We start from the raw sequence: 20331 nt of genomic DNA, 5'->3' as shown, positions 1-20331 counted from the left end.
CTAACCTAAATTATTTAATTATAATAAATTAAGGATAGAGAAATTATTGTCTACAAAAACAGTTCCAAAATTCTATAGAATATTATTTTTATAAAATAGTGTTAGGTTAATTTGATTTAACCAATAATGCCTGTCATTTGTTTAATTGCTTATAGAATATCCTATGGGCATTTTTTTCAATTGAGCTAAAAAAGCAGGTAAATTTGATTTCTGCTCTGTTTTTAGAAATGATAATTTATCTATGATATTTGATATGTACTAAATATTTCTTCTTCTCCGATTTTGTGTGTTTTAAATTGTTAAAAATCAAGTATAATAAAAAATTAGTTATGATTATTTGAAGTTTAAATTATTTAATCTACATTTGTAGAATAAAGTATTTAAATATAGAATAATGATCTATTACCTAATTAAAATTATCGGTTGTTCTGCTTTGTTTATTCTTTTCTACAAGCTAGTATTAGAGGGGGAACATATGTATAAATTCAATAGGTTTTATTTGTTGATAAGCTTGATGCTATCATTTATTATCCCATTTATTGCCTTTAAACAGCAGGTATTGCCAAGGGAGCTCGTTGATGCGGTGGTATTTGAATCAACATTTTCTATTAATCCCGAATCGTTCAAAAATAAACCATATGTAAAAAGTATTAATTATATGATTTGGGGTTTTGGGTTAGTCTATTTTTTCGTTACTGTAGCATTTTTATCGAGGTTTTTAATAAATATTAAATATATATTACAAAAGCTAAGAAAAGGGGTTTGTATACCTTATAGGGGAAGCAAAATTGTTCTCTTTAATCAAAATACGGTGCCTCATAGTTTTTTAGGATATGTATTTCTCAATGAGGAAGCATATACAAGTGGAAATATTGAAGAAGAGATTCTAGTTCATGAACTTGCACATGTATCCCAAAAGCATTCATTGGATATCTTATTCGTAGAAGTCCTCCAAATTTTTTTCTGGTTTAATCCATTTATTTTCCTATTCCGAAAAGCCATTGCGCTCAACCATGAGTTTCTTGCCGATGAGGCAGTGATCAATCAAATCTCTGATATTAAATCCTATCGTTATCTATTGTTTGATAAAGTCAGTGAACAGGCAAGCTCATTTATTACAAGTCGATTTAATTATTCTATTACTAAAAAACGTTTACTTATGATGACCAAAACTAAATCATTCCGAAATGCACTGTGTAAGCAAGTAGCTGTTGTTCCTCTATTGGGTATGGCCGTATTTTTTTTCGGCACAGTAACAATTGCCCAAGAAGAAACTAAAAATGTACAGTCAAAACAAATTGTTGTTCCATCAACGACAGAAGGGGCGACTCCTGCACAACTTGCTGAGTACAGAGAGATTGTTAATAAAGCAAAAAATGATAAAGGGCGTCCTGTGGAATATAAAATTTCTATTGTGGATAGGGAAAGATTACAAGCCTTGTTTTTAATAATGAGTAAGGATCAACAGTCCCAACAAATGATAGTGTTTAGGTCCTCACCTCCACCTATGAATAAAAAGGTGCCTACTGAACAGCAAATCGAGTCATGGAAGGATGCTAATAGGTATGGAGTTTGGATGGATGGAAAACGAATAAGTAATGCAGATTTGGATAATTACACCAATACGGATATTGGGAGGTTTTTTGTAAGCAAACTTGAAAAGAACGCCAAAAATTATGGCAAACATTATTATCAAGTTGACTTGATGACCAATGATTATTATGCGGCTTATTATAAAAAGGCTGTAGTAGATCGACATAAATATTATATGAATTTTCGTGATAATAAATAAAAGAGAGATGTCTTAATAGATGCAGGTTTAATCGTTTTGCAAATGGCCAATAAAGGAGTCCATTATGTCTTCGGATCCTCGGGATTTATTTCTGGCCCACAATCACCTTCTTTTTTGCCTTAGTTTTCTGCTTCTTTAATTGTATCAGGTTTGGTAATATTCCGGTAAAAAATAAGGTAAAAAGCAATAACCGATAATGCCTGTTTATTCCGAACTTTTCTCCAAAGAACTTCAAATTGATCAACCTCAAGTGCCAATTGTAGATATAAGCCATTGGTTAATAATAGGGGTTGATTTTTTTTAATTTGTGTCTCATCGGAAGGATAAAGGAGGTCGGGGGGATAGTTAGCCTTTACTAATTGGTTAATAAAGTTTTGTTGATTGATGTTTTGACCTCAGAAGGGCTGGTTTTGTGAAATTGGATTTCCATGCAATTATTGAATTCTTTAAAGGCTTCCAGCTCTTTGCAGAGGGCCAAGGCAAAAGCGTCCCTGTCTCCCAGACCTTCTTCCAATGCCAAATGATGGATGTTTAAAATGGAAGTTTTTCTATCTGCTTTGCAATCCATTCTTGCAGCAAATGAGCCGTTCCATAATATTGGTAATGAAAAGTAGCCATATTTACGTTTTGTTTCCGGGAGATAACATTCAATCTGGTAATCAAAATCAAACAAATTGAGCATGCGTTTTCGTTGGATGAGCAAATTGTCAAAAGGGGAGAGGATTTTTAGTTGTTTACAGTTCAATGGCTTGTCAAGCAATGCCAAAGATTTCGGCAAAGCAAAATAATCAATCCCATTTACTGTAACTTTTGTTAATTCCCCTGAAGAATGCATTTCCTTCAGTTCGGCAGCAATGTGTGTTTTGGTGTTTTTTAACAGGTAGGAGATCTCAGAAGCTTGCCCAATACCATTGGCCTTAAGGTAATTGTTGATTAAGAATCGATGATATTCTTTCTGAGAAGGCATTCGTAGGTCAATGGCCTTTGGCAATACCCTTTCTGTCAGGTCATAAACCTTGTGAAAGTTTTTGCGAGAGGTGATCATTAATTCCCCCTGCATAAACAAGTTTTCCAAGGCCTGCTTGGCAGGCTTGCTACCCCAGGCTTTAGTTTGTTTCTCTGAACCAAAGTCTTTAGCCATCAGAGGTCCTTCATTTTTGATTCTGTTTAAGACCAGATCCATCAATTGAAGGTCTTTCTTGAACCAATGTTTTTCCTCACCCTTTAATAGGGCATTTTTTCGAAAAAGACTAAACCTGTAATCCTTCATGGGTAAATACGAAGCAGCATGAGACCAATATTCAAATATTTTTCTCTCGGCCACCAATTTATCTATTTGTGCATTTTGATACTTTGGGTTTCTACTCCATAAGACATGATGGTGGGCACGCTGAACAGTAGATATTGTATCTATTTGAATATAGCCGAGCTTTTCTATGGTCAAAAGAGTTTGCTCTATGGCGGGCACATTTTTTCTAGGGTTAAAGATCCCTTGAGACGCAAGGACTAGTTTTTGTGCTTGCTGAAGCGTAAGTTTTTCAGTCATTTTTTCTATTTCTATGATAAGCAATAACTGATAGGTATTTGTGGAGTTTAGCCGATTTCATCTCAATAAGTTATGCCCAGATCATTGTTACGAACATCAACTAATTTACCTTTTAAGAGGCCTTGCATTTCAGCGATCACATTTGTGTATTGGGGGTAGTTTGCCAGATTGTTGTATTGCCCCTGATCATAATTCATGTCATACAATTCCATGCCACCTTCGGCTTCATCCCCATATTGAATATAGGCCCAGTCTGATGAACGAATTAAATATCCCATCCTACCATTTCTTTGGGAAACGGAAAACGCAAAATCCCTTACTTTTAGCTTGGGGTTGTCTATCAGTTTCCCCAAGCTTTTACCTTGGATAGCTTTTGGTGCTTGCAAACCCGCCAATTCTGAAATGGTAGGATATAGATCAATTAATTCTGCAAAAGAATGGCAAACGGTAGGTTTTTGCCCGGGAACTTTAATAATAAGTGGAACCCTTACAGATTCTTCCATCAACCCAACCTTCATCCAAAAGCGGTGTTCTCCTAAAAAGAAACCATGATCTGAGGTGAAAATTACAATGGTGTTGCCTTCCAAGCCCTCGTCTTCCAAGGTTTGCAATACTTTGCCTACCTGCTCATCCAAAAATGAAGTAGAGGCATAATAAGCAGCAATAGCCTTTTTCTCTTGCTCCTCTGTCATTTCTCCGTTCAGGCTGTTTACATAGTTTATTCCCTGCTCAGGAATGTCATCCCAGTCATTGGTGACCTTAGGAGGCAAGACTACTTGTTCGTATGGATAGTTTTCAAATGAAGATTTAGGAGCTACAAAAGGTACATGAGGACGAAAAAAACCGGCGGCTATAAAAAATGGTTCGTTTTTATGCAGCCTTAATAATTGTGAAACTTTATTGGCTGTTTCGGCATCAGTGTGAATTTCATTTTCAACGGTTTTGACAATATTGATTTGATTTCCACCATTCCAATTGCTGTCATTGGAAACTTCAAGCAAACCAAAAGGATTGTTTTGTACCAATTCCCTACTGCCTTTTGCATGGACCTCCGGGGCAGGACTGTTGTACCTTTCAGTCCATGAATCCGGGTCATCTTTGCCATCTCTCCCTTTCATAATATCAACAGATCCCATATGGAAAATCTTCCCTACTCTTGCAGTATAGTAGCCATTGTCTTTAAAAAATTGGGCCCAGGATTGACGTTCAGGGCCTACGTTTTCTCTACCACTTACATACCCATAGGTGGTGGTGGCATTGGGATAATAACCAAACATCATTGAGGCTCTCGAGGGGCCACACACCGGGTATTGACAATAAGCTTTTGTGAATTGGGTGCCTTTAGCAGCCAGTTGATCTATGTTAGGTGTTAGGCTTGCTCCGTTTTCATAGCTGGATATCGCAGTGGCTGTAAGGTCATCGGAGATCATGAACAATACATTCAATTTCCCATGATCTTGGGCTTGTGTCGGTATAACCAACAAGAATAAAAGCGTAGAAAAAAGTAGGATTATGTTTTTTTTGGCCTTGCGAATATCCAATTTTATTTTGTGGTTTTTGTATGTGAAATAGGTCATTAATATTTTTTTTAGCCGATGGCTTGTCAAGCTTATTTCCAGGTGGAAGATGCTATTGACAGCCTCAATATTGTTGTTTCCTCTAATTTAAATATTTCATGGTGTAAAACAGTCATTTAGAATTCTGTAATTCTTCCGGAAAATTGGTTTGAAGGTGGGTGTTTGTCGCAAATGCTTAGATTATAAAAGGTTATAGGACAACAGGTCCTTTTTTTTATTATTTTAGAGTTGCTAAATAAATGTATTTCCGAACTTTTTTCATCATTAATAAAGAATTATGCGAGTAGCATTCATTGTAATTATTGCCTTACATGGGGTAATTCACCTCTTTGGATTTTTGAAAGCGTTTGACCTGTCGGAATTTAATGCCATTTCTCAGCCAATTTCCCGCCCCATGGGGTTGTTGTGGTTGATAACCTTCGTCTTATTTGTTGTTACTGCTTTTCTTCTGGCAATAAAGTTACATTATTGGCAGTTTACAGGGTTAGCCGGCATAGTCCTATCTCAGTTTTTAATTCTAAATAATTGGTATGATGCCAAATTTGGGACAATTATAAATTTGGTTATTCTGGCTGCGATAATTCTTGCCTTTTCCAGTTTTAATTTCAAAAATAAGGTGAAGCGTGAAGTTGAAAAAATTTTTACCGACTCCAAGGCCAACAGTCAAGCCCTTTTATCTGAAGAAATGTTGGAAGGATTTCCTTTAATTGTCCAAAAATGGTTGCGCAACACTGGATCAATAGGCAAACCGATGGTATACTACGTTTACTTGGGACAAGATTTACAAATGCGGTTGAAACCGGAGCAAGAGAAATGGACCAATGCTCAAGCGAATCAATATTTTTCTATAGACCCTCCGGCTTTTAATTGGTCAGTAGATTTACAAATGAACCCATTATTACCTGTGGTGGGAAGAGATAAATTTGAAAAAGGGGAGGGAGAAATGACAATCAAGTTGTGGTCTCTTTTTTCAATAGTGAATACCAAAAAAGAGGATAAAATAAATCAAGCCTCTTTACAGCGTTATTTGGCTGAGATGGTATGGTTTCCATCTTTTGCAGTAAGTCCTTATTTAAAATGGGAAGCGATTGACAATTCTTCGGCCAAAGCAACTATGGAGTATAAAGGAACAATAGGATCCGGTATTTTTCACTTTGATGAGAGAGGGGATTTCAAAAAGTTTGTAGCCATGCGTTATAAAGACTCCAAGGACTCCATTCCTACAGAATGGACAGTTAGTGCCATAAAAACAGAGGAACGTAATGGTATTAGAATCCCTGTTTCTTCCAAAGCAGAATGGAAGTTAGCGCATGTCAATTGGACTTGGCTAAAGCTGGAAATAACAGATATTAAATACAATGTTACAGAAATGCCGTTGGTTTTGGACTAAGGTTTAATCTACATGTGCTACCTTATACATAGGCTGTCTCACTTGATTTCCGAATCATATTTCCATCGCCTGATAGATGGTCTGCTGAATGTTTCAGTTTTATATAAAGGCAACAAAATTTCTATTTAGGAGAAAAGCCCAATTTACTTCCTCCGTATTTTTTGATAAAAATTTCAATTTAGGTGTAATAATTTTTGATTTACACCACTAACCAAGAAAAAAAAGCAGTGAGCAGCGACTTCTACAGATCTTCAATTTTACCTTATGCAGCAATCGTAATTAAGATATGCAGGGCCTATACTAATACACAAGAGGATTTTGAAGATTATTATCAAGAAGTATGCTTACAAATTTGGAAAAGTAGAGACAACTTCCGCCAACAGTCTGAATGGTCTACCTGGGTTTATAGACTGTCTTTGAATGTGTGCTTGACCTTGTTGAAAAAAAAGAAAAACGACTACCAGTATTTTGCTTCAGATGCCCTGCCTGAGGAACTGGTTGAAGATAGCCATGCATTTTCAGATGAGGCGCTAAATCACTTGTATGATGCCATTAAACAATTATCGGAAGTAGACAGAGGGGTGATTTTACTTTATTTGGAGGAAAAATCTTACCAAGAAATAGCGGATATTATTGGTACCAACCCAAACAATATAGGAGTAAGGATAAAACGAATTAAAGAACGATTAAAGAAACGATTAAATGGAAAAGTCAATTGAAACAATTTGGAAAGAAGGATTTATGAAAAATGAGGCATTGGTAGGTCCGAAGGTAATCAACCTATACAATCAGAAATCGATTCATTTCATCGATAAATATAAAAGGATGTTTAAAACTAATTTGAATGCCATTGCGATTGGTTCCATATTGGTTTTGGGTGCTTCCTTTTTTGTAGGAATCCCCATTATGGGGATAGGTCTTTTTCTTGTGGCAGCAGGTGTGTTTGCAGTGAATAAAAAGCTTGTAAAGGGATTGGAGCGCATTGACGAAAATGTCAATAGCTACGAATACCTTAAATCATTCAGAAGTTGGTTGGATGATCAAATATCGGTCAACACAAAAATGGCCAGGTTTTATTACCCTTTAATATTTCTATCGACCATAATGGGTTTTTGGTTTTCAAGTAAAAATGGGCAGCAACTAAACGAAACGGTAATGAATGAATTGATGGTGAAATATCCTGACCTTACTGTGGTTTTTGGAATGCCATTAATCGGACTATTTGCCATGGTGTTAATTCTGGTTGTTTTGGCACTATTTGGAGGAAAGATTTACTACTGGGATTTAAATATTGTCTACGGAAGGGTGATTAGAAAACTTGATGAGTTGATTTCAGATATGGAAGAGTTAAGGGCTTAATAAAGCTAAGTATTTGGATTTAAAAGAGCATGCCATAGCAATTTTACTCGAAGCTTCTGTAAGTTAAACGAGAGTTAAAATTAAGTCGATGACATTTCTTTCTTCAGGCCTGTTTAATTCCTTAACCTTTTTTTATAAAGGAAATATGTGATGACTGTCAAGGTAAAAGGTCTAGATTATTCCAGTAGCTATATAAATTTATCATTTATTGTTAAAAGAATCCTTTGAATGGGAATTATTCACATCCAAAGGATTCTATGATTATTTATTTTTTGGTAGAATATTAATGATGATTCGTTGGTACCTGGTTAGGGCTGGTGAGCCACTGTCCGTTACAGCCACAATTAAATGAGTGGTTTGTGCTTTATTCAATTCAATCCGTTCACCTATGGCTAATGTGACTTTTGCACTATTGGGGTTAGTAATTGTAAGGGGTTTGTACCAATTGAAGGCCCAATAGGTTCCGGGCTCTTTGTAATTGAACCAATGATAGGACAAAGCATCGCCATCCGGATCTGTGCTTCCACTTGCATCAAATTGAATGGATTCTCCGGGGCGAATGGTGATGTTGGTTGTTTTATCTACCTTGACTATAGGAGGGTGATTCGCCTCATCATAGGATTTAACACACCAGTCCATTCTTGCTGCAAAGTCATTTTGGAAAGCTTCCCTCCACCTCCAAATGGTTGCTTGGTTATTAATGTAGATCCTTCCATCTATTCCCATTACTTCGTCACTGGCATCTGTCCAAATGGCCCTTTGCTCTGGTGCTTGGTGGTCAAAATTGCGGTAGGGTTTAAAGCGGGGTTTATACAGCTCATACCGACCACCCCAGCCCCCATAGTCAGGTCTTTCGGGCACATTCAGCCCATTGTCTATCAAGCCTAAGAAACTGGGCGTGTCACCTTCCATGATGTATTCAACTTCGGGATATTGGGCACCCAATGGACCGTGATTTTCCATGATGTTTTTCCTGAGCCAAGGGTTTTCAGCCAGCGATGCATCAGCACCGGAGGCATACTTGCGAAAGGATTCCCCTCCAATTCCATTCCAAGTAGAATGGATGTAATCTTCTCCCGGGCTGACGATATAAAAGAGTTTTGGGAACTCATTTCTCATCCAAACACCTGAATCATCTTGATCTGATATGGTGTAGACCCTTATTTTGGCAACAAATTTATCCAGCTCTTCCATAGTTCTGGTATGTCTGATTTTCCAAAGGGCTTGAGCCAGAACATTGGCACCACCCCACACGGGAACCCATACAGGTCTTTCATCATCTTTATCCACTACTTTAATCAATAATTCGCTTCCTTCAGAATCATTGCCCGGGCCTACAGCATTCATTCCATATTTTGGAAGGCCGGATTTAATTTTGGATTGTAGGTATTCTTCTGTTGGGAAACCATCTTCATGCTTCAGTAAATTATTTCTAACCTCCCCATAGGCTTTGACGATTTCTTTAATCCTCCAAGCTGCTGTTTTATCACGCAGGTGAGTAGAGGTAGTGGCAATTAGGCCTTCCACATGAAACTGATTGCTGTACAATAAGAAACGCACCAAAGATTGGGCATCATCAGGCTCATTTTCAATGTCCGTCAGAACAAATACTCGTGGTTTTTCATTTGTTTGGGCGATAGATGGTGAACCGATGAAAAATAAGAGCATGCCATAAATCAGGCTTGGGAATTTTAGGTTTTTCATTTTAGCTGAATTAGTTATTATGTAAATAAGGTAAAACTTAATCTTACAGTGATTGATGCTGGAGAATTGGTTCGTGGTGAAATTTTATTTGTTTTAATTTGCCATGAATAGCTTTAATCTTTCACCTTAGCAAAATAGTGAATCTGTTAGTAAATTATTTAGTTTTTTTAATATAGTTTAATCCATTTTAGCTCTAGCAGCGGATTTATTTCTTGTTCGATGGAGATTATATAGGTTTTACTAGACAAAAGTTCAATTAAGGGTAAGCTACATTGTTTCTTAGGTGTTTTTGTAGGATTAGTAAGTGTCGAGATTCAAATTTGATACCGATGAATATTAGAATATTACCTGGCCAATGGGTATGAAATAAGTCTTGCAATATATTTTAGATTAATTATTTTAAATCAGTTTTTATTGGTATTTTTATAGCTTTTAATGTAATAATATTTTGATTAAAATGTTTTTCCAGTCGTCTTGGTGTCTTTTATTTTCCGAAAGGATACTGATGTAGAATGCTTAAAAGTTTAATATTTTACTTGTACCATATAAATTTTCAAATGAAGCATCCACTTAAGATTGCGATACTTTTACTTGGCTTAAGTACGCTGACTATTAATGAGGTGATACCCTTGTCATCAGGGGCCAAAGAGGAGCCAAACCTGATTTTGAACCCATCTTTTGAATTCCATTCATTTATGAGTCACCGAACAGGTAAAGCTTCAGATTTTCAATCACATAATGTAGCTTTCTGGAACACTGAGGCATGGGGTGATATTGAAGTAATGCGTGAGTCTCATGTTCCCAGCACCATACGGCCTGATTTTTCAACCCATAACATGGTAGCAATAAGTCCCGGTAAAAAGATATGGCAATTTTTTACCCTTCCCGAAGCGGGGCTGGCTTTTGGTGACGAGTTGAGTTTATCCGTACATGGATACCAGGAAGGGGCCAATCAGCTTAAGTCTGCGATTAAAGTGATGAAGGCAGATAGTGAAGATGGTGAATGGAGTCCTAAGGACTTTGGCATGAGAGACAGTCGTAGTTTTCCCAAACATGCAAGGGGTGAGCTGAATGTGGCTAAAGAATATAGCGGTTCGATGGAGGATACCGGCACCATTAACATCTTGGTAGAGCATGCCTCCATCGTTGGGAAAGCAAGCGTTGGAAACAAGTCAAGTTCAAAAGACATCAATACATTTGGGATTCAGGTTGAATTTGAGAATTTAAGCTCATCCGATACAGTTTGGGTTTATGCTCCAAAGCTCACCGTCAATGGTGCTTCCCAAAACAAAATCCTTACCTCAAGGGAAATGACACCAAACTACAGGTATATTCCAAGAACAATTCAAAAACTATGGAAAGGAGAGCCTATTCATATCATCGTAATGGGATCAAGTATTGACAGAGGAAGCGCCAATCCCCCCATGTATCTATATGACGAGGACCCTGATTCTGAGACTTTCAAACAACCTCTTTCAGAAGACCTCTTTAATGCAGAAAAAGTAGGGAGACCTGATCTAGATGGGTATTTTGGACAGTGGAGGCATTATTACAGTTATGCGGGGAGGTTAAAGCTTGAGCTTATGAAGAAATTTAATCTTCCTGCTGACAAAATTTGCCTAAATTTTATGGCCGCTGATGGATCTAGTATCGGAGAATCACACTCCGGGCTTCAACAGTATTTTTCCTTATCAATTCCACCCAATCCCGGATTAAATGGTCATAAGGAAGGGGAAACTTGGGAAGCATTGTATCCGGATCTTTTTAAGCGCCAAGAAGGAGCAAGACCAGACCTTGTGATTTTTGGAAGTGGAGCCAATGAGAAAACGGACACACCGGATGAAATAGCTGTTTTTGAGGGGGCCATACGGTGGATTCAACAAAATTATCCCAATACGGAATTTTTGTTTAGCCCTTTTCAGAATCAGGGTAAATATACGCCCAATACAGTAGACCTTCAGGCGCTATCTTTAAGATACCAAATTCCCTATATGGATTATCCAAAAATAGCTGATGATCTCACCCGTTGGGGAAACAAGTATTCCTTGGTACCTTCTGACGGTCATCCTCAAGCAGCAAGCCATTATTTATGGTTCAAACAGCTGGAGAAGGCTTTTGAGTGCTGGAATCCGATTTTTACCGGGCAAGCTCAGCTTCAATTGCCTGAACGGCTTCACCAGAATTCCTATGGTTGGGAAGGGGATATGATTACTTTTGATTCCACCAGCTCAAGAATAAAGAACAATAGGTTTATATTTGAAGACAATGCCATAAACAGTTGGGGCAAAACAGACAGTGAGCCTCCTATTCCCTATGTTGATGGTGTAAAATTTTCATCTAGAAGATCAAGCCCGTCCTACAACTTACGCAATTCAATGTTTCGACATGGGCGAACCAGTTTAGGGGACAGACATATTCTTGAAATAGAAGGCGAGAATGCAAAATTGACCTACGTTGATGCAAAAATAAACCCAAACAGACGCTTCTTTTCTGTTTTAAATCCAAACTGGAACTTGATGGGGCAAGCAATAGTGCCGTTCCATTCAGAATGGGGAGCTCCTTATGGTACAGAGAAAGTCACGCTCCAGCCCGGGAAATTCATTGAAATTGAAGTGGTATGCACAGATATTTCTGTGGCTTGGGTAGATAATCCGGATGCAGGTTTACTCGAAATATACGTTGATGAGCAACTTATGAAGACGCAAGCTTGTAATATTGGCTTTACCGATACTGACAAAAAGGTCAATTACCTGGAAAATCGCAAAGGTATATTGGGTTTAGGTTTTGGTTTGCATAAAGTTCGCATACAGGCAAAAGAGTCAGCAGTAGATGTATTGAGCCTTTTCACCTATGATTCTCGTTCAAATCTAAATGCTGAACGTAGGCTAACCGGGTTGGCTGTTGGCGGAGAGACGCTAAAATTCACAAGACCTTTTAAAACCAGACCATTGGTAATATGTTCAGGCGATTTATCTGTAGACACCGAAGACATTTCTAGTACTGAGGTCAGGTTTTCAGGGTCAAATGGAAGTTATATTATCATTGGTGAATGATCGGTAATGCTTAATTGAATTCGCTTTAAAGAGCTCAGCATAAGGTTTTGGCGGTATAGGTGTTTTTTTGCATCAATACTGCCAAATCCCCTTCCTAAATTTTTCTCTAGTCTAAGGGGGTAAACCAAAGGCTATTTCAATTTTAGGGTTTAACTACAGACTTCCAGTTTAACGTACGCTAATCTACCTCTCCCATGCAGACCAGCCTTCATCATGGGTCAAATAGGCACGTCTACCGAATTCCAGCGGTGCAACTCCTACCTCAAAAGCACCCAAGTCCGGAGCCTTCCCCTTAAAATCCTTATTGAATCCCGGAATTTCGATGCCGCTATCAATCAATGGGTTGCGAATTTGTACCACAGGGTCTGTTATATTTCTTTTGACATCACCGAATTGATAAGGCTTTCGTCCCCAGATGATAGAATTAATTCGGGATCGAGGAAAATATTCCAAAGAATACGAAGTCCTGTAGAGTCTGGTTCCGGAAGGTGTGGTACTGAATCCAATTCTGTTTGTTTCTTTGGCCACTCCCTTTGATAGACCTGAAAAATAATCGTAGTCGTAATCACTGTTGTCAACCGTCTCGCGGTCAGCTGCCAGTCTTCCGGGTACATCAAAAATATTATTTCGTGTGACTGTGTTGGAAATCCCATGACCTGAAAAGGCATGAGTAACACCCATTGGTTGTACTACTGTATTATGAAATACATATCTTCGGCCTCCGGCAAATGGTTCACGCTCTCCGGTTTTAATAAAGGCTCCTCCACTGGAATTTCGATGACCTACCCTGCTTTCTCCAACTACATTTCTATAAATATATATTGGCCCTTGGGTAGTAGAAGCCGTAGCGATACCATTGAAAAATTGATGGGCATAATTACCAAATACCCGAACATTCATATTGGCTCCTTCGACTTCAATGGCATCGTCCCATACACTGCGGATCAAATTCCCGTATATATCTGAGTCCCGGTTCATATTGCCCACATTGGAATAATTTGCACCACCGCCGATTCCATCATTGAATCCATGATCCTCTGTAGATAGAATATCGTTGTAACGAATCACATTCCCACCCAGACTTTGTCGAATGGTGATACCTTGAGGGCCTGCCGGGTGTCCCGTTTCCCAATCGTTTGAGGCACCCCTTGGGTCTTCAATCAGGTTTCGTTGGATGGTCAAATTCCATGTGCCATTTTCTGCGTTAATCCCACTATCCGTACTTCCTTCTAAATTTCCGTAGGTGATAGGGCCGCCTATCCTGCCCCAAAAAGTGATGTAACACTGTTCGATAACAATATCATGTCTGTTTTCTTTGATACGAATGCCATCTACTTTCGCATTGCGGATTTCTATTCCACGGACAATCACATAGTCAGCATCAATTTGTATCCCTTCATTGCCTATATTGCCCATATTGAGCAAGGACTGACTGTTCTCAGGTACCGTTACGAGATGATAACCTTCCGGTGTGCCCGACTCTGTAATTAGGATGGGCTCTGTCGACTCCCCTTCCGAGAGGTGGGTTATTTTTCCAATTGGAAATTGATCATTTCTAGTGGTGAACCTTATGGCTGTTTTAGCCTGATCATTGGATAGTTCTACTTGATAGTCGGTGTTTGGGTCAAGGCCAATAATACTCCCCCGGTATTGCCCATCTCTTTCATCAAAGACCAAATCAAGTCCTTGTGTCCAAGTGGATTCCGTTTGTTTTTTATATCTTATAGTGCAATTTCCGGACTTAGGAGTTGTCCAATACAAGCCGGTACATTCATAGGTAGATACTGCATAAGGATTGGGCGCGTTTTCTCCCGGTGATTGACAATACCCATCATTTAAGAAAATCAGGGCAAGGAAGAAGGTAATAAAAGGGAAAGATTTCATGCTAGCTTGAGAGATATTGATGGCTTAAATTTAAACTTATCGGTCGCACATTTCCCTAAATTTTGTTTGGAGTATTATGTCAAAATGAAGACCTTTTATAGGTAATATTACATTGTTTTTTTCAAATAATGGAAAATTTGGACAATCAATATTCAAAGAGCTTGTAAGCTTGTAGAGTAAAGGTTTTGCCAGTTGGTGGTTTTTAACGTCTTGTTTATTCTCCACAATCAGCCAAAAACAAGTGAAAGAATATTCAAAAATTAACAGTTTCAATTATTGTTTTTGACCAACAATCTTTCAAAATAAGGTAACATTAGCATTAGGGAACAGTACTATCTGCTCCTTCTGGGAATGTTTTTCATAATGGATCTCATGTTTTGAATTTATTTGGTTAGATTTAAATTTACTTCTTAATTATTTCATTTTAGAAAAATAATAAAAGTGGAGATCTTTTAATTTTCATTTAAGCGAAATATTTCAAAGTTTAAAAAGTGTTTATAATACAATCTTGTAAAAATAATCGAAATTATAATTAGTCAACCATGGTAAAATTAGTCGTAATGTACGGTCATCCTAAAGACCCTGAAGCCTTTGAGGCTTACTATTCAGAAACACACCTTCCCATTGCTGCTAAAATCAAAGGCTTAAGCAAGGTGGAGTTTACTAAGTTTGTGGGTACCCCGGATGGAGGTAAACCTATTCATTATAGAATGGCAGAATTGTATTTCGAGTCATTAGAGGAACTTCAAAATCAAATGGCCACCCCCGAAGGGCAAGCTGCTGTAAAGGACATTCCCAACTTTGCCACAGGCGGTGTGGATGTGATGATTGGAGAAGTTTAAAATTGAATGAATACCGATTTGGTTTGATACGTTCAATGTTTTTATAAAAAAAAATCATACTAAAAAAAATATTTGTCAATGAGCAAGAAGATAGCTATAAAAATAATGTTTGGCCTGCTAGGGGCAGTTTTAATCTATCATTTTTTGATCTTCTTTGAGTTTATTCCTTATGATAAGGTATGGGCCGGTAGACTTAAGTCTGTAGAGGAAATGAAGACTTTTGAAACCTTCTCCATATTGGTGAATGTCTTTATGATAACAGTGATGATCATCAAGTACCAAAATCTCCAAAATCAGAAACCAAACAGAATAATAGATATTCTGATTTGGGTTTTTGCCTTGTTTTTTTCATTGAATACCTTTGGGAATTTATTTTCACAAAACATCCTAGAGTTAATTTTTGGAACATTGTTTACCCTGATTGCTGCAATCCTTTGCGTGCTTATAGCTAAAAAGAAAAAATGACTGTAATCATTTTTTCTTTTTTCGGACTTTATTAAATTATTTGGAATACTCCCCTACACCCATGAATAAAAGCATATTAATACTGTCCATGGTTGTAGCCATTCAAGGCTGTGGTAATCCAGAGGCAAAAAGGTCCAAGTCTCAGGTCATAGAAGCAGAAACCTTGCCGGAAGCCCAATATGAATTGGTTTTTGACAAGGTGAAGGCATTGCCAAATCAAGCTGAGCTTGCTATTGCCATTATTGAAAATGGGAAGGTTAATTTTGTTGGGGTCAAACGCGAACAGGATTCTACAGTGCTTATTCAAAATAAGGACCGGATTTTCGAAATAGGGTCCATTACAAAAGTTTTTACAGGCACCTTGTTGGCCAACTACCTGGTGGAGGGAGAGGTGAATTTGGAGGATCAAATTGATAAATATTTAGGTTATTCATTGAAGGAGGATGTTAAAATTACACTGAAGCAATTGGCTACCCATAGCTCCGGCTTACCTAGGGTGCCTGCAAGTTTGGAGGCCTTAAGTTTAGAAAACCCTTACAAGGATTTTGGAGAAAAAGAACTGAAAACCTATTTGACCCATGACCTGCGAATGAAGCATAAACCCGGGGAAGTTTCTGATTACTCAAATTTGGGGGTAGGCCTGTTAGGCTATGTGTTAAGCAATAAAGCCCAGATGACTTACGAAGAGATGCTTCAAAGGAAGGTTTTTTCTAAATACGGTATGGATGCTTCAACTACGTTAAGAAGCATATTAGAAAATAAATTGGTTAAAGGACTTAATGATGAAGGAGAAGAGGTGTCCAATTGGGACATGTCTGTACTTGCGGGGGCCGGTGGAATTTTATCCTCGGTAAAGGATATGTCAAAGTTTGCCTTGGCTCAATTTGACAGTTTAAACCGAGAGTTGGTGCTTTCAAGAACAGCATTTTTTGAGGTAACTGAGAATTATTCTATGGCTTTGGGTTGGAGTGTTATCCAAACGGAGTCGGGAGATGTTTGGAATTGGCACAATGGTGGAACAGGCGGTTATACCTCGTCCATGATAATAGATGTGATAGCGAAAAATGGGGTGATCATTCTTTCCAATGTATCCGCTCTTGGTGAATTGACCAATACTATCACAAGCTTGGCACCGGCCTTAATGGGTGCTATTAAAGGTGAGGAAATTGCTTCGGACAGCAATTGAAATTATATCGGGAATCACTTTTTAAAAAAATGGGCGCTTTTAACTACAACATCTCCTTTGGGATAGTATAAACTGCAATGCCGGGATCCTCGTCGGTAGTCAATCCATAAATTTCATTTGTATCTTCATTAATAACAAAATTGATGAGTGACCTATCCAATTTTAAATTCCTGAGGGGTTTTCCTTTGTGATCGAAGACCCAAATTTGTGTAGCCATAACTGCTGTTTTGTTGAAATCAGACTGGCTTACTCCCCCATATAATGCAAAAATATAATTTTTAGTGACAACAGCGTCTCTATAGCGAAAGTGAGGATTTGATCCTAGGTATAACTCATTTCCAATTAGTTCAAATGCTGGCAATGCTAGATCCGGCCCATCTATGATGATAAAGGATTTGTCCCGGTTGTCAAAAATTTCAAGCCTATCTCTGAAAAGTCCCACTCTAATAAAAAGACCTTCCTCAGCATTTCCTTTAAAAAAACTGCCGTTTAAGTGGGACAGTTGGTAATCATTCAGGTCAGGTCTATCCTTTACCTTTTCCCAATTTCCATATCCTCCGATTTTATTACCTTCTTTATCAAATTCCAATATTCGATGTTTATCAACCCTTGAAATACCAAGAAAACTGCTGTCAGATGCCTGGGTAAAAAACCAAAGGTCTCTCATGGGCTCAGGCATTTTCCACTCATTTTTCCCAAGAAGTGTAGTGTCCGACATTGAATATTCCACCAGTTTCCTTCCATTCATAGAATAGGCCCAAAAAGTATTGCCATTTTCTCCTTTATAAAACAAACTAGCATCAATCGCCTCTAAGGGACCTTCTCCATATTTACCCTTTGGCTTGTCATAAGTCCAATTTTGGGAATTGATAATATGAATACGGGGATGTTCCTCGGGAACCCTGTGTCTTTCAGATATTAGAATCTTGCTGTCAATTATTCCAATATTAGCTGGATTGATGATTTCTTCGAAATAATGTTTTTCGGATTTTAAGGGGATTATAGTGAAATCCTCTTTTTGGATAATGATATAATTGTCGTTTTCTTTTGATGTCTCACAGGAAACAAATAGAATTAGGAATAGCATTATTCTGTTCATTCTTTAATATAATATGAATTAGAATGACTTGCAATTAAAAGATTAGTTTAGTTGATAAAGGAAAAGGCCTTAATTTTTTATAATAACATGAAGAAAGAGGCCTTGATTGGCCGGAATATTGATTTTACCCACCAAAAAGTAATATATTTATTTTCTAATTAAGATTGTAGCAAACAGCATTTTCACACTAACAATCTTGTTTGTAACTTTATCCCGGATGATTTGACCAAATAGCTTCACCTTCACTGGAGTCGGTGGCAGAATTAATGGCAGCTATTTTGTGGACAAACTTCAGATACAATTAAAACACTATATGGATACTAACGAAAAATTTCTTTACAAATACCTAAACAATGCCTCTCCAACAGGCTTTGAAGCTTCCGGCCAACAGATTTGGTTGGATTATATTAAACCTTTTGTAGATGATTATTTTACAGATGCTTATGGGACGGCAGTGGGAGTGATCAATCCTGATGCAAAATTCAAGGTTGTCATCGAAGCGCATGCGGATGAGATTAGCTGGTTTGTGAATTACATTACCCCGGAGGGATACATTTATGTGATAAGAAATGGAGGGTCTGATCATATGATTGCCCCTTCGATGCGTGTCAATATCCATACAGACAAAGGTGTGGTGCCCGGGGTTTTCGGCTGGCCGGCGATTCATGTCAGAGATAAAGGGAAAGAAGAGACGCCCAAAATGGAAAATATTTTCATTGATATAGGTGCCAGGTCAAAAGAGGAAGTCCTTGAAATGGGCGTTCACGTGGGAAGTGTCATAACATTTAATGACGAGTTGACAGAATTGAATAAAAAATTCTATTCGGGAAGAGCGCTCGACAATCGCATTGGTGGATATATGATTGCTGAAGTGGCCAGATTATTGAAGGAGCAACAGGTGGAATTACCATTTGGCTTGTATATAGTCAATGCTGTACAGGAAGAAATAGGCTTAAGAGGAGCAGAGATGATTGCGGCTAGGATCAAGCCGGATGTAGCCATCATTACGGATGTATGTCATGACACAACCGCTCCAATGTACAGTAAAATTGCTAGCGGTGATTATACTGCGGGCAAGGGCCCTGTGCTGACCTGTGGTGCTGCAGTGCATAAAAAGTTATTGGATCTGATCATTGACAGTGCCAAGAAAGAAGACATCCCTTTTCAAAGATCAGCATCTTCAAGGAGTACAGGGACTGATACAGATGCCTTTGCCTACTCGAATGGAGGAGTGCCGGCAGCTTTGATTTCATTGCCTTTGAAATACATGCATACTACTGTAGAAACTGCCAGTAAGGAAGATATTGAAAGTGTTATAGAGTTAATGATTGCCTTCTTAAAGGACTTTGACCTAAATTTTGATTTTAGGTACGTAAAGTAAATGTTAATAAAGGCGGGTTATCTCGTCTTTATTAATTTTAAGTATACCTTTTTTTGATAAACTCAAGATTCATGAAAGTTTTTATAAATAAGATTATTCCCGAGATTGGATTTAAATTGCTTGAAGAAGCAGGAATTGAATATACTGTTTGGAAAGAGAAACCTATTTTGGATAGAGGGCAAGCCATTCAGTTTTGCAAAGGTCATGATGCTTTTTTAAGTGTTGGACAGGCTGGATTGGATGCTGATTTTTTCAAGGAATGCAAGCACCTGAAGGTGGTGGCACTACATTCAGTAGGATTTGATGGGGTCGATATAAAAGCAGCCACAGCCAATGGAATACCTATAGGGAATACTCCCAATGTATTGAATAAGGCAACCGCTGAAACGGCGCTCTTGTTGATGTTAACGGTAGCAAGAAAAGCCTTATTCCTTCATAATAAGATAAAAAAAGGACAGTGGGGCGTTTCTCAACCTACTCAAGATCTTGGCTTTGATCTGGCCGGAAAGACCTTAGGAATTGTAGGTTTGGGAAGGATTGGAACAGAATTGGCCAAGATTTGTACCCGATCTTGGGGGATGAAAATTCTTTACCATAACCGAAGTGCCAATGCACAGGCCGAGAAAGAATTTGGAGCCAAGCTGGTGAGTATGGATGAACTATTAACAAGCAGTGATGTGGTTTCTGTTCACACTGCTTTGACTTCGGAGACCAAAGGTATGTTTGGTATGGAGCAGTTCAAGAAAATGAAATCTTCAGCAATCTTTATCAATACTGCCCGTGGAGGTGTACATAAGGAGGATGAACTGATTGAAGCTTTGCAAGAGCAGGTTATTTGGGGAGCAGGCCTGGATGTTACCAATCCTGAACCCATGGCCAAAGACAATCCTTTGTTGGAAATGGATAATGCGGTGGTTTTTCCACACATTGGGTCTGCTACAAAGGAAACCAGAGATGAAATGTCCAGATGTGCTGTAGAGAATATCATTGCCGGACTAAAAGGAGAGCCACTGCCTTATCCTGTTAATCCGGAAGTGCAAAAAGGTAAATAAG

At 38.1% G+C, this 20331-nt stretch carries 15 protein-coding genes; 10 read left to right on the top strand and 5 right to left on the bottom strand.

From position 1 onward, the window contains the following. The first annotated feature begins 394 nt into the window (after positions 1–394). Positions 395–1792 carry a M56 family metallopeptidase gene (locus tag ACYVHJ_RS05765; RefSeq protein ID WP_460513380.1) on the top strand — a complete coding sequence of 466 codons (1398 nt, stop codon included), beginning with the start codon at positions 395–397 and terminating at the stop codon, positions 1790–1792. A gap of 355 nt (positions 1793–2147) precedes the next feature. Here ACYVHJ_RS05765 and ACYVHJ_RS05760 read toward each other — a convergent pair whose 3' ends face one another. Next, positions 2148–3338 (bottom strand): winged helix-turn-helix domain-containing protein, encoded by a 1191-nt coding sequence (locus tag ACYVHJ_RS05760; protein ID WP_460513378.1) that lies wholly within the window; start codon positions 3336–3338, stop codon positions 2148–2150. A 62-nt stretch (positions 3339–3400) separates the two neighbouring features. Further along, positions 3401–4915, bottom strand: coding sequence for a sulfatase (locus ACYVHJ_RS05755; protein ID WP_460513375.1), 1515 nt, complete (start codon positions 4913–4915; stop codon positions 3401–3403). A 277-nt stretch (positions 4916–5192) separates the two neighbouring features. Here ACYVHJ_RS05755 and ACYVHJ_RS05750 point away from each other — a divergent pair, with 277 nt between their 5' ends. The 3 genes from ACYVHJ_RS05750 to ACYVHJ_RS05740 all read left to right on the top strand — a co-directional run bounded on the left by ACYVHJ_RS05750 (position 5193) and on the right by ACYVHJ_RS05740 (position 7664). Further along, entirely contained in the window at positions 5193–6305 is a 1113-nt protein-coding gene (locus ACYVHJ_RS05750; RefSeq protein WP_460513373.1) for a DUF6920 family protein, read from the top strand. 194 nt (positions 6306–6499) lie between these two features. Then, entirely contained in the window at positions 6500–7024 is a 525-nt protein-coding gene (locus ACYVHJ_RS05745) for an RNA polymerase sigma factor (RefSeq protein ID WP_460513371.1), read from the top strand. After that, positions 7008–7664 carry a hypothetical protein gene (locus tag ACYVHJ_RS05740; protein ID WP_339902860.1) on the top strand — a complete coding sequence of 219 codons (657 nt, stop codon included), beginning with the start codon at positions 7008–7010 and terminating at the stop codon, positions 7662–7664. Before ACYVHJ_RS05745 ends, ACYVHJ_RS05740 begins: the two co-directional genes overlap by 17 nt. 261 nt (positions 7665–7925) lie before the next feature. Here ACYVHJ_RS05740 and ACYVHJ_RS05735 read toward each other — a convergent pair whose 3' ends face one another. Next, entirely contained in the window at positions 7926–9368 is a 1443-nt protein-coding gene (locus ACYVHJ_RS05735) for a nucleoside hydrolase-like domain-containing protein (RefSeq protein WP_460513369.1), read from the bottom strand. 557 nt (positions 9369–9925) lie between these two features. Here ACYVHJ_RS05735 and ACYVHJ_RS05730 point away from each other — a divergent pair. Next, positions 9926–12421 carry a hypothetical protein gene (locus ACYVHJ_RS05730; RefSeq protein WP_460513367.1) on the top strand — a complete coding sequence of 832 codons (2496 nt, stop codon included), beginning with the start codon at positions 9926–9928 and terminating at the stop codon, positions 12419–12421. A 183-nt stretch (positions 12422–12604) separates the two neighbouring features. Here the strand turns inward: ACYVHJ_RS05730 and ACYVHJ_RS05725 are convergent, their stop codons facing one another. Further along, positions 12605–14305: a right-handed parallel beta-helix repeat-containing protein gene (locus tag ACYVHJ_RS05725; protein ID WP_460513365.1), complete on the bottom strand. Its 1701-nt coding sequence runs from the start codon at positions 14303–14305 to the stop codon at positions 12605–12607. 542 nt (positions 14306–14847) lie between these two features. Between ACYVHJ_RS05725 and ACYVHJ_RS05720 the strand changes: the two genes are divergently transcribed. The 3 genes from ACYVHJ_RS05720 to ACYVHJ_RS05710 all read left to right on the top strand — a co-directional run bounded on the left by ACYVHJ_RS05720 (position 14848) and on the right by ACYVHJ_RS05710 (position 16798). Beyond that, a complete protein-coding gene (locus tag ACYVHJ_RS05720; RefSeq protein WP_460513363.1) occupies positions 14848–15147 on the top strand; it encodes an EthD domain-containing protein in 300 nt (99 codons plus the stop codon). A 78-nt stretch (positions 15148–15225) separates the two neighbouring features. Further along, positions 15226–15612, top strand: a complete 387-nt coding sequence (locus tag ACYVHJ_RS05715; protein ID WP_460513361.1) for a hypothetical protein — start codon at positions 15226–15228, stop codon at positions 15610–15612. A gap of 61 nt (positions 15613–15673) precedes the next feature. Then, positions 15674–16798, top strand: a complete 1125-nt coding sequence (locus ACYVHJ_RS05710; protein ID WP_460513359.1) for a serine hydrolase domain-containing protein — start codon at positions 15674–15676, stop codon at positions 16796–16798. 43 nt (positions 16799–16841) lie between these two features. On the opposite strand, the gene ACYVHJ_RS05705 is transcribed toward ACYVHJ_RS05710, so the two are convergent. After that, positions 16842–17897 carry a TolB-like 6-bladed beta-propeller domain-containing protein gene (locus ACYVHJ_RS05705; protein ID WP_460513357.1) on the bottom strand — a complete coding sequence of 352 codons (1056 nt, stop codon included), beginning with the start codon at positions 17895–17897 and terminating at the stop codon, positions 16842–16844. Positions 17898–18210: 313 nt separating this feature from the next. On the opposite strand from ACYVHJ_RS05705, the gene ACYVHJ_RS05700 reads away from it, so the two are divergent. Further along, complete coding sequence (locus ACYVHJ_RS05700) at positions 18211–19278, top strand: M42 family metallopeptidase (protein ID WP_460513355.1); 1068 nt, start codon at positions 18211–18213, stop codon at positions 19276–19278. Positions 19279–19349: 71 nt separating this feature from the next. Beyond that, positions 19350–20330: a 2-hydroxyacid dehydrogenase gene (locus tag ACYVHJ_RS05695; protein ID WP_339903021.1), complete on the top strand. Its 981-nt coding sequence runs from the start codon at positions 19350–19352 to the stop codon at positions 20328–20330. Position 20331: the final 1 nt, after the last annotated feature.

Source organism: Cyclobacterium sediminis, assembly GCF_054781075.1.
The sequence above is the reverse complement of the archived record's forward strand: the minus strand, read 5'-3'. Positions and strand labels throughout refer to the sequence as shown.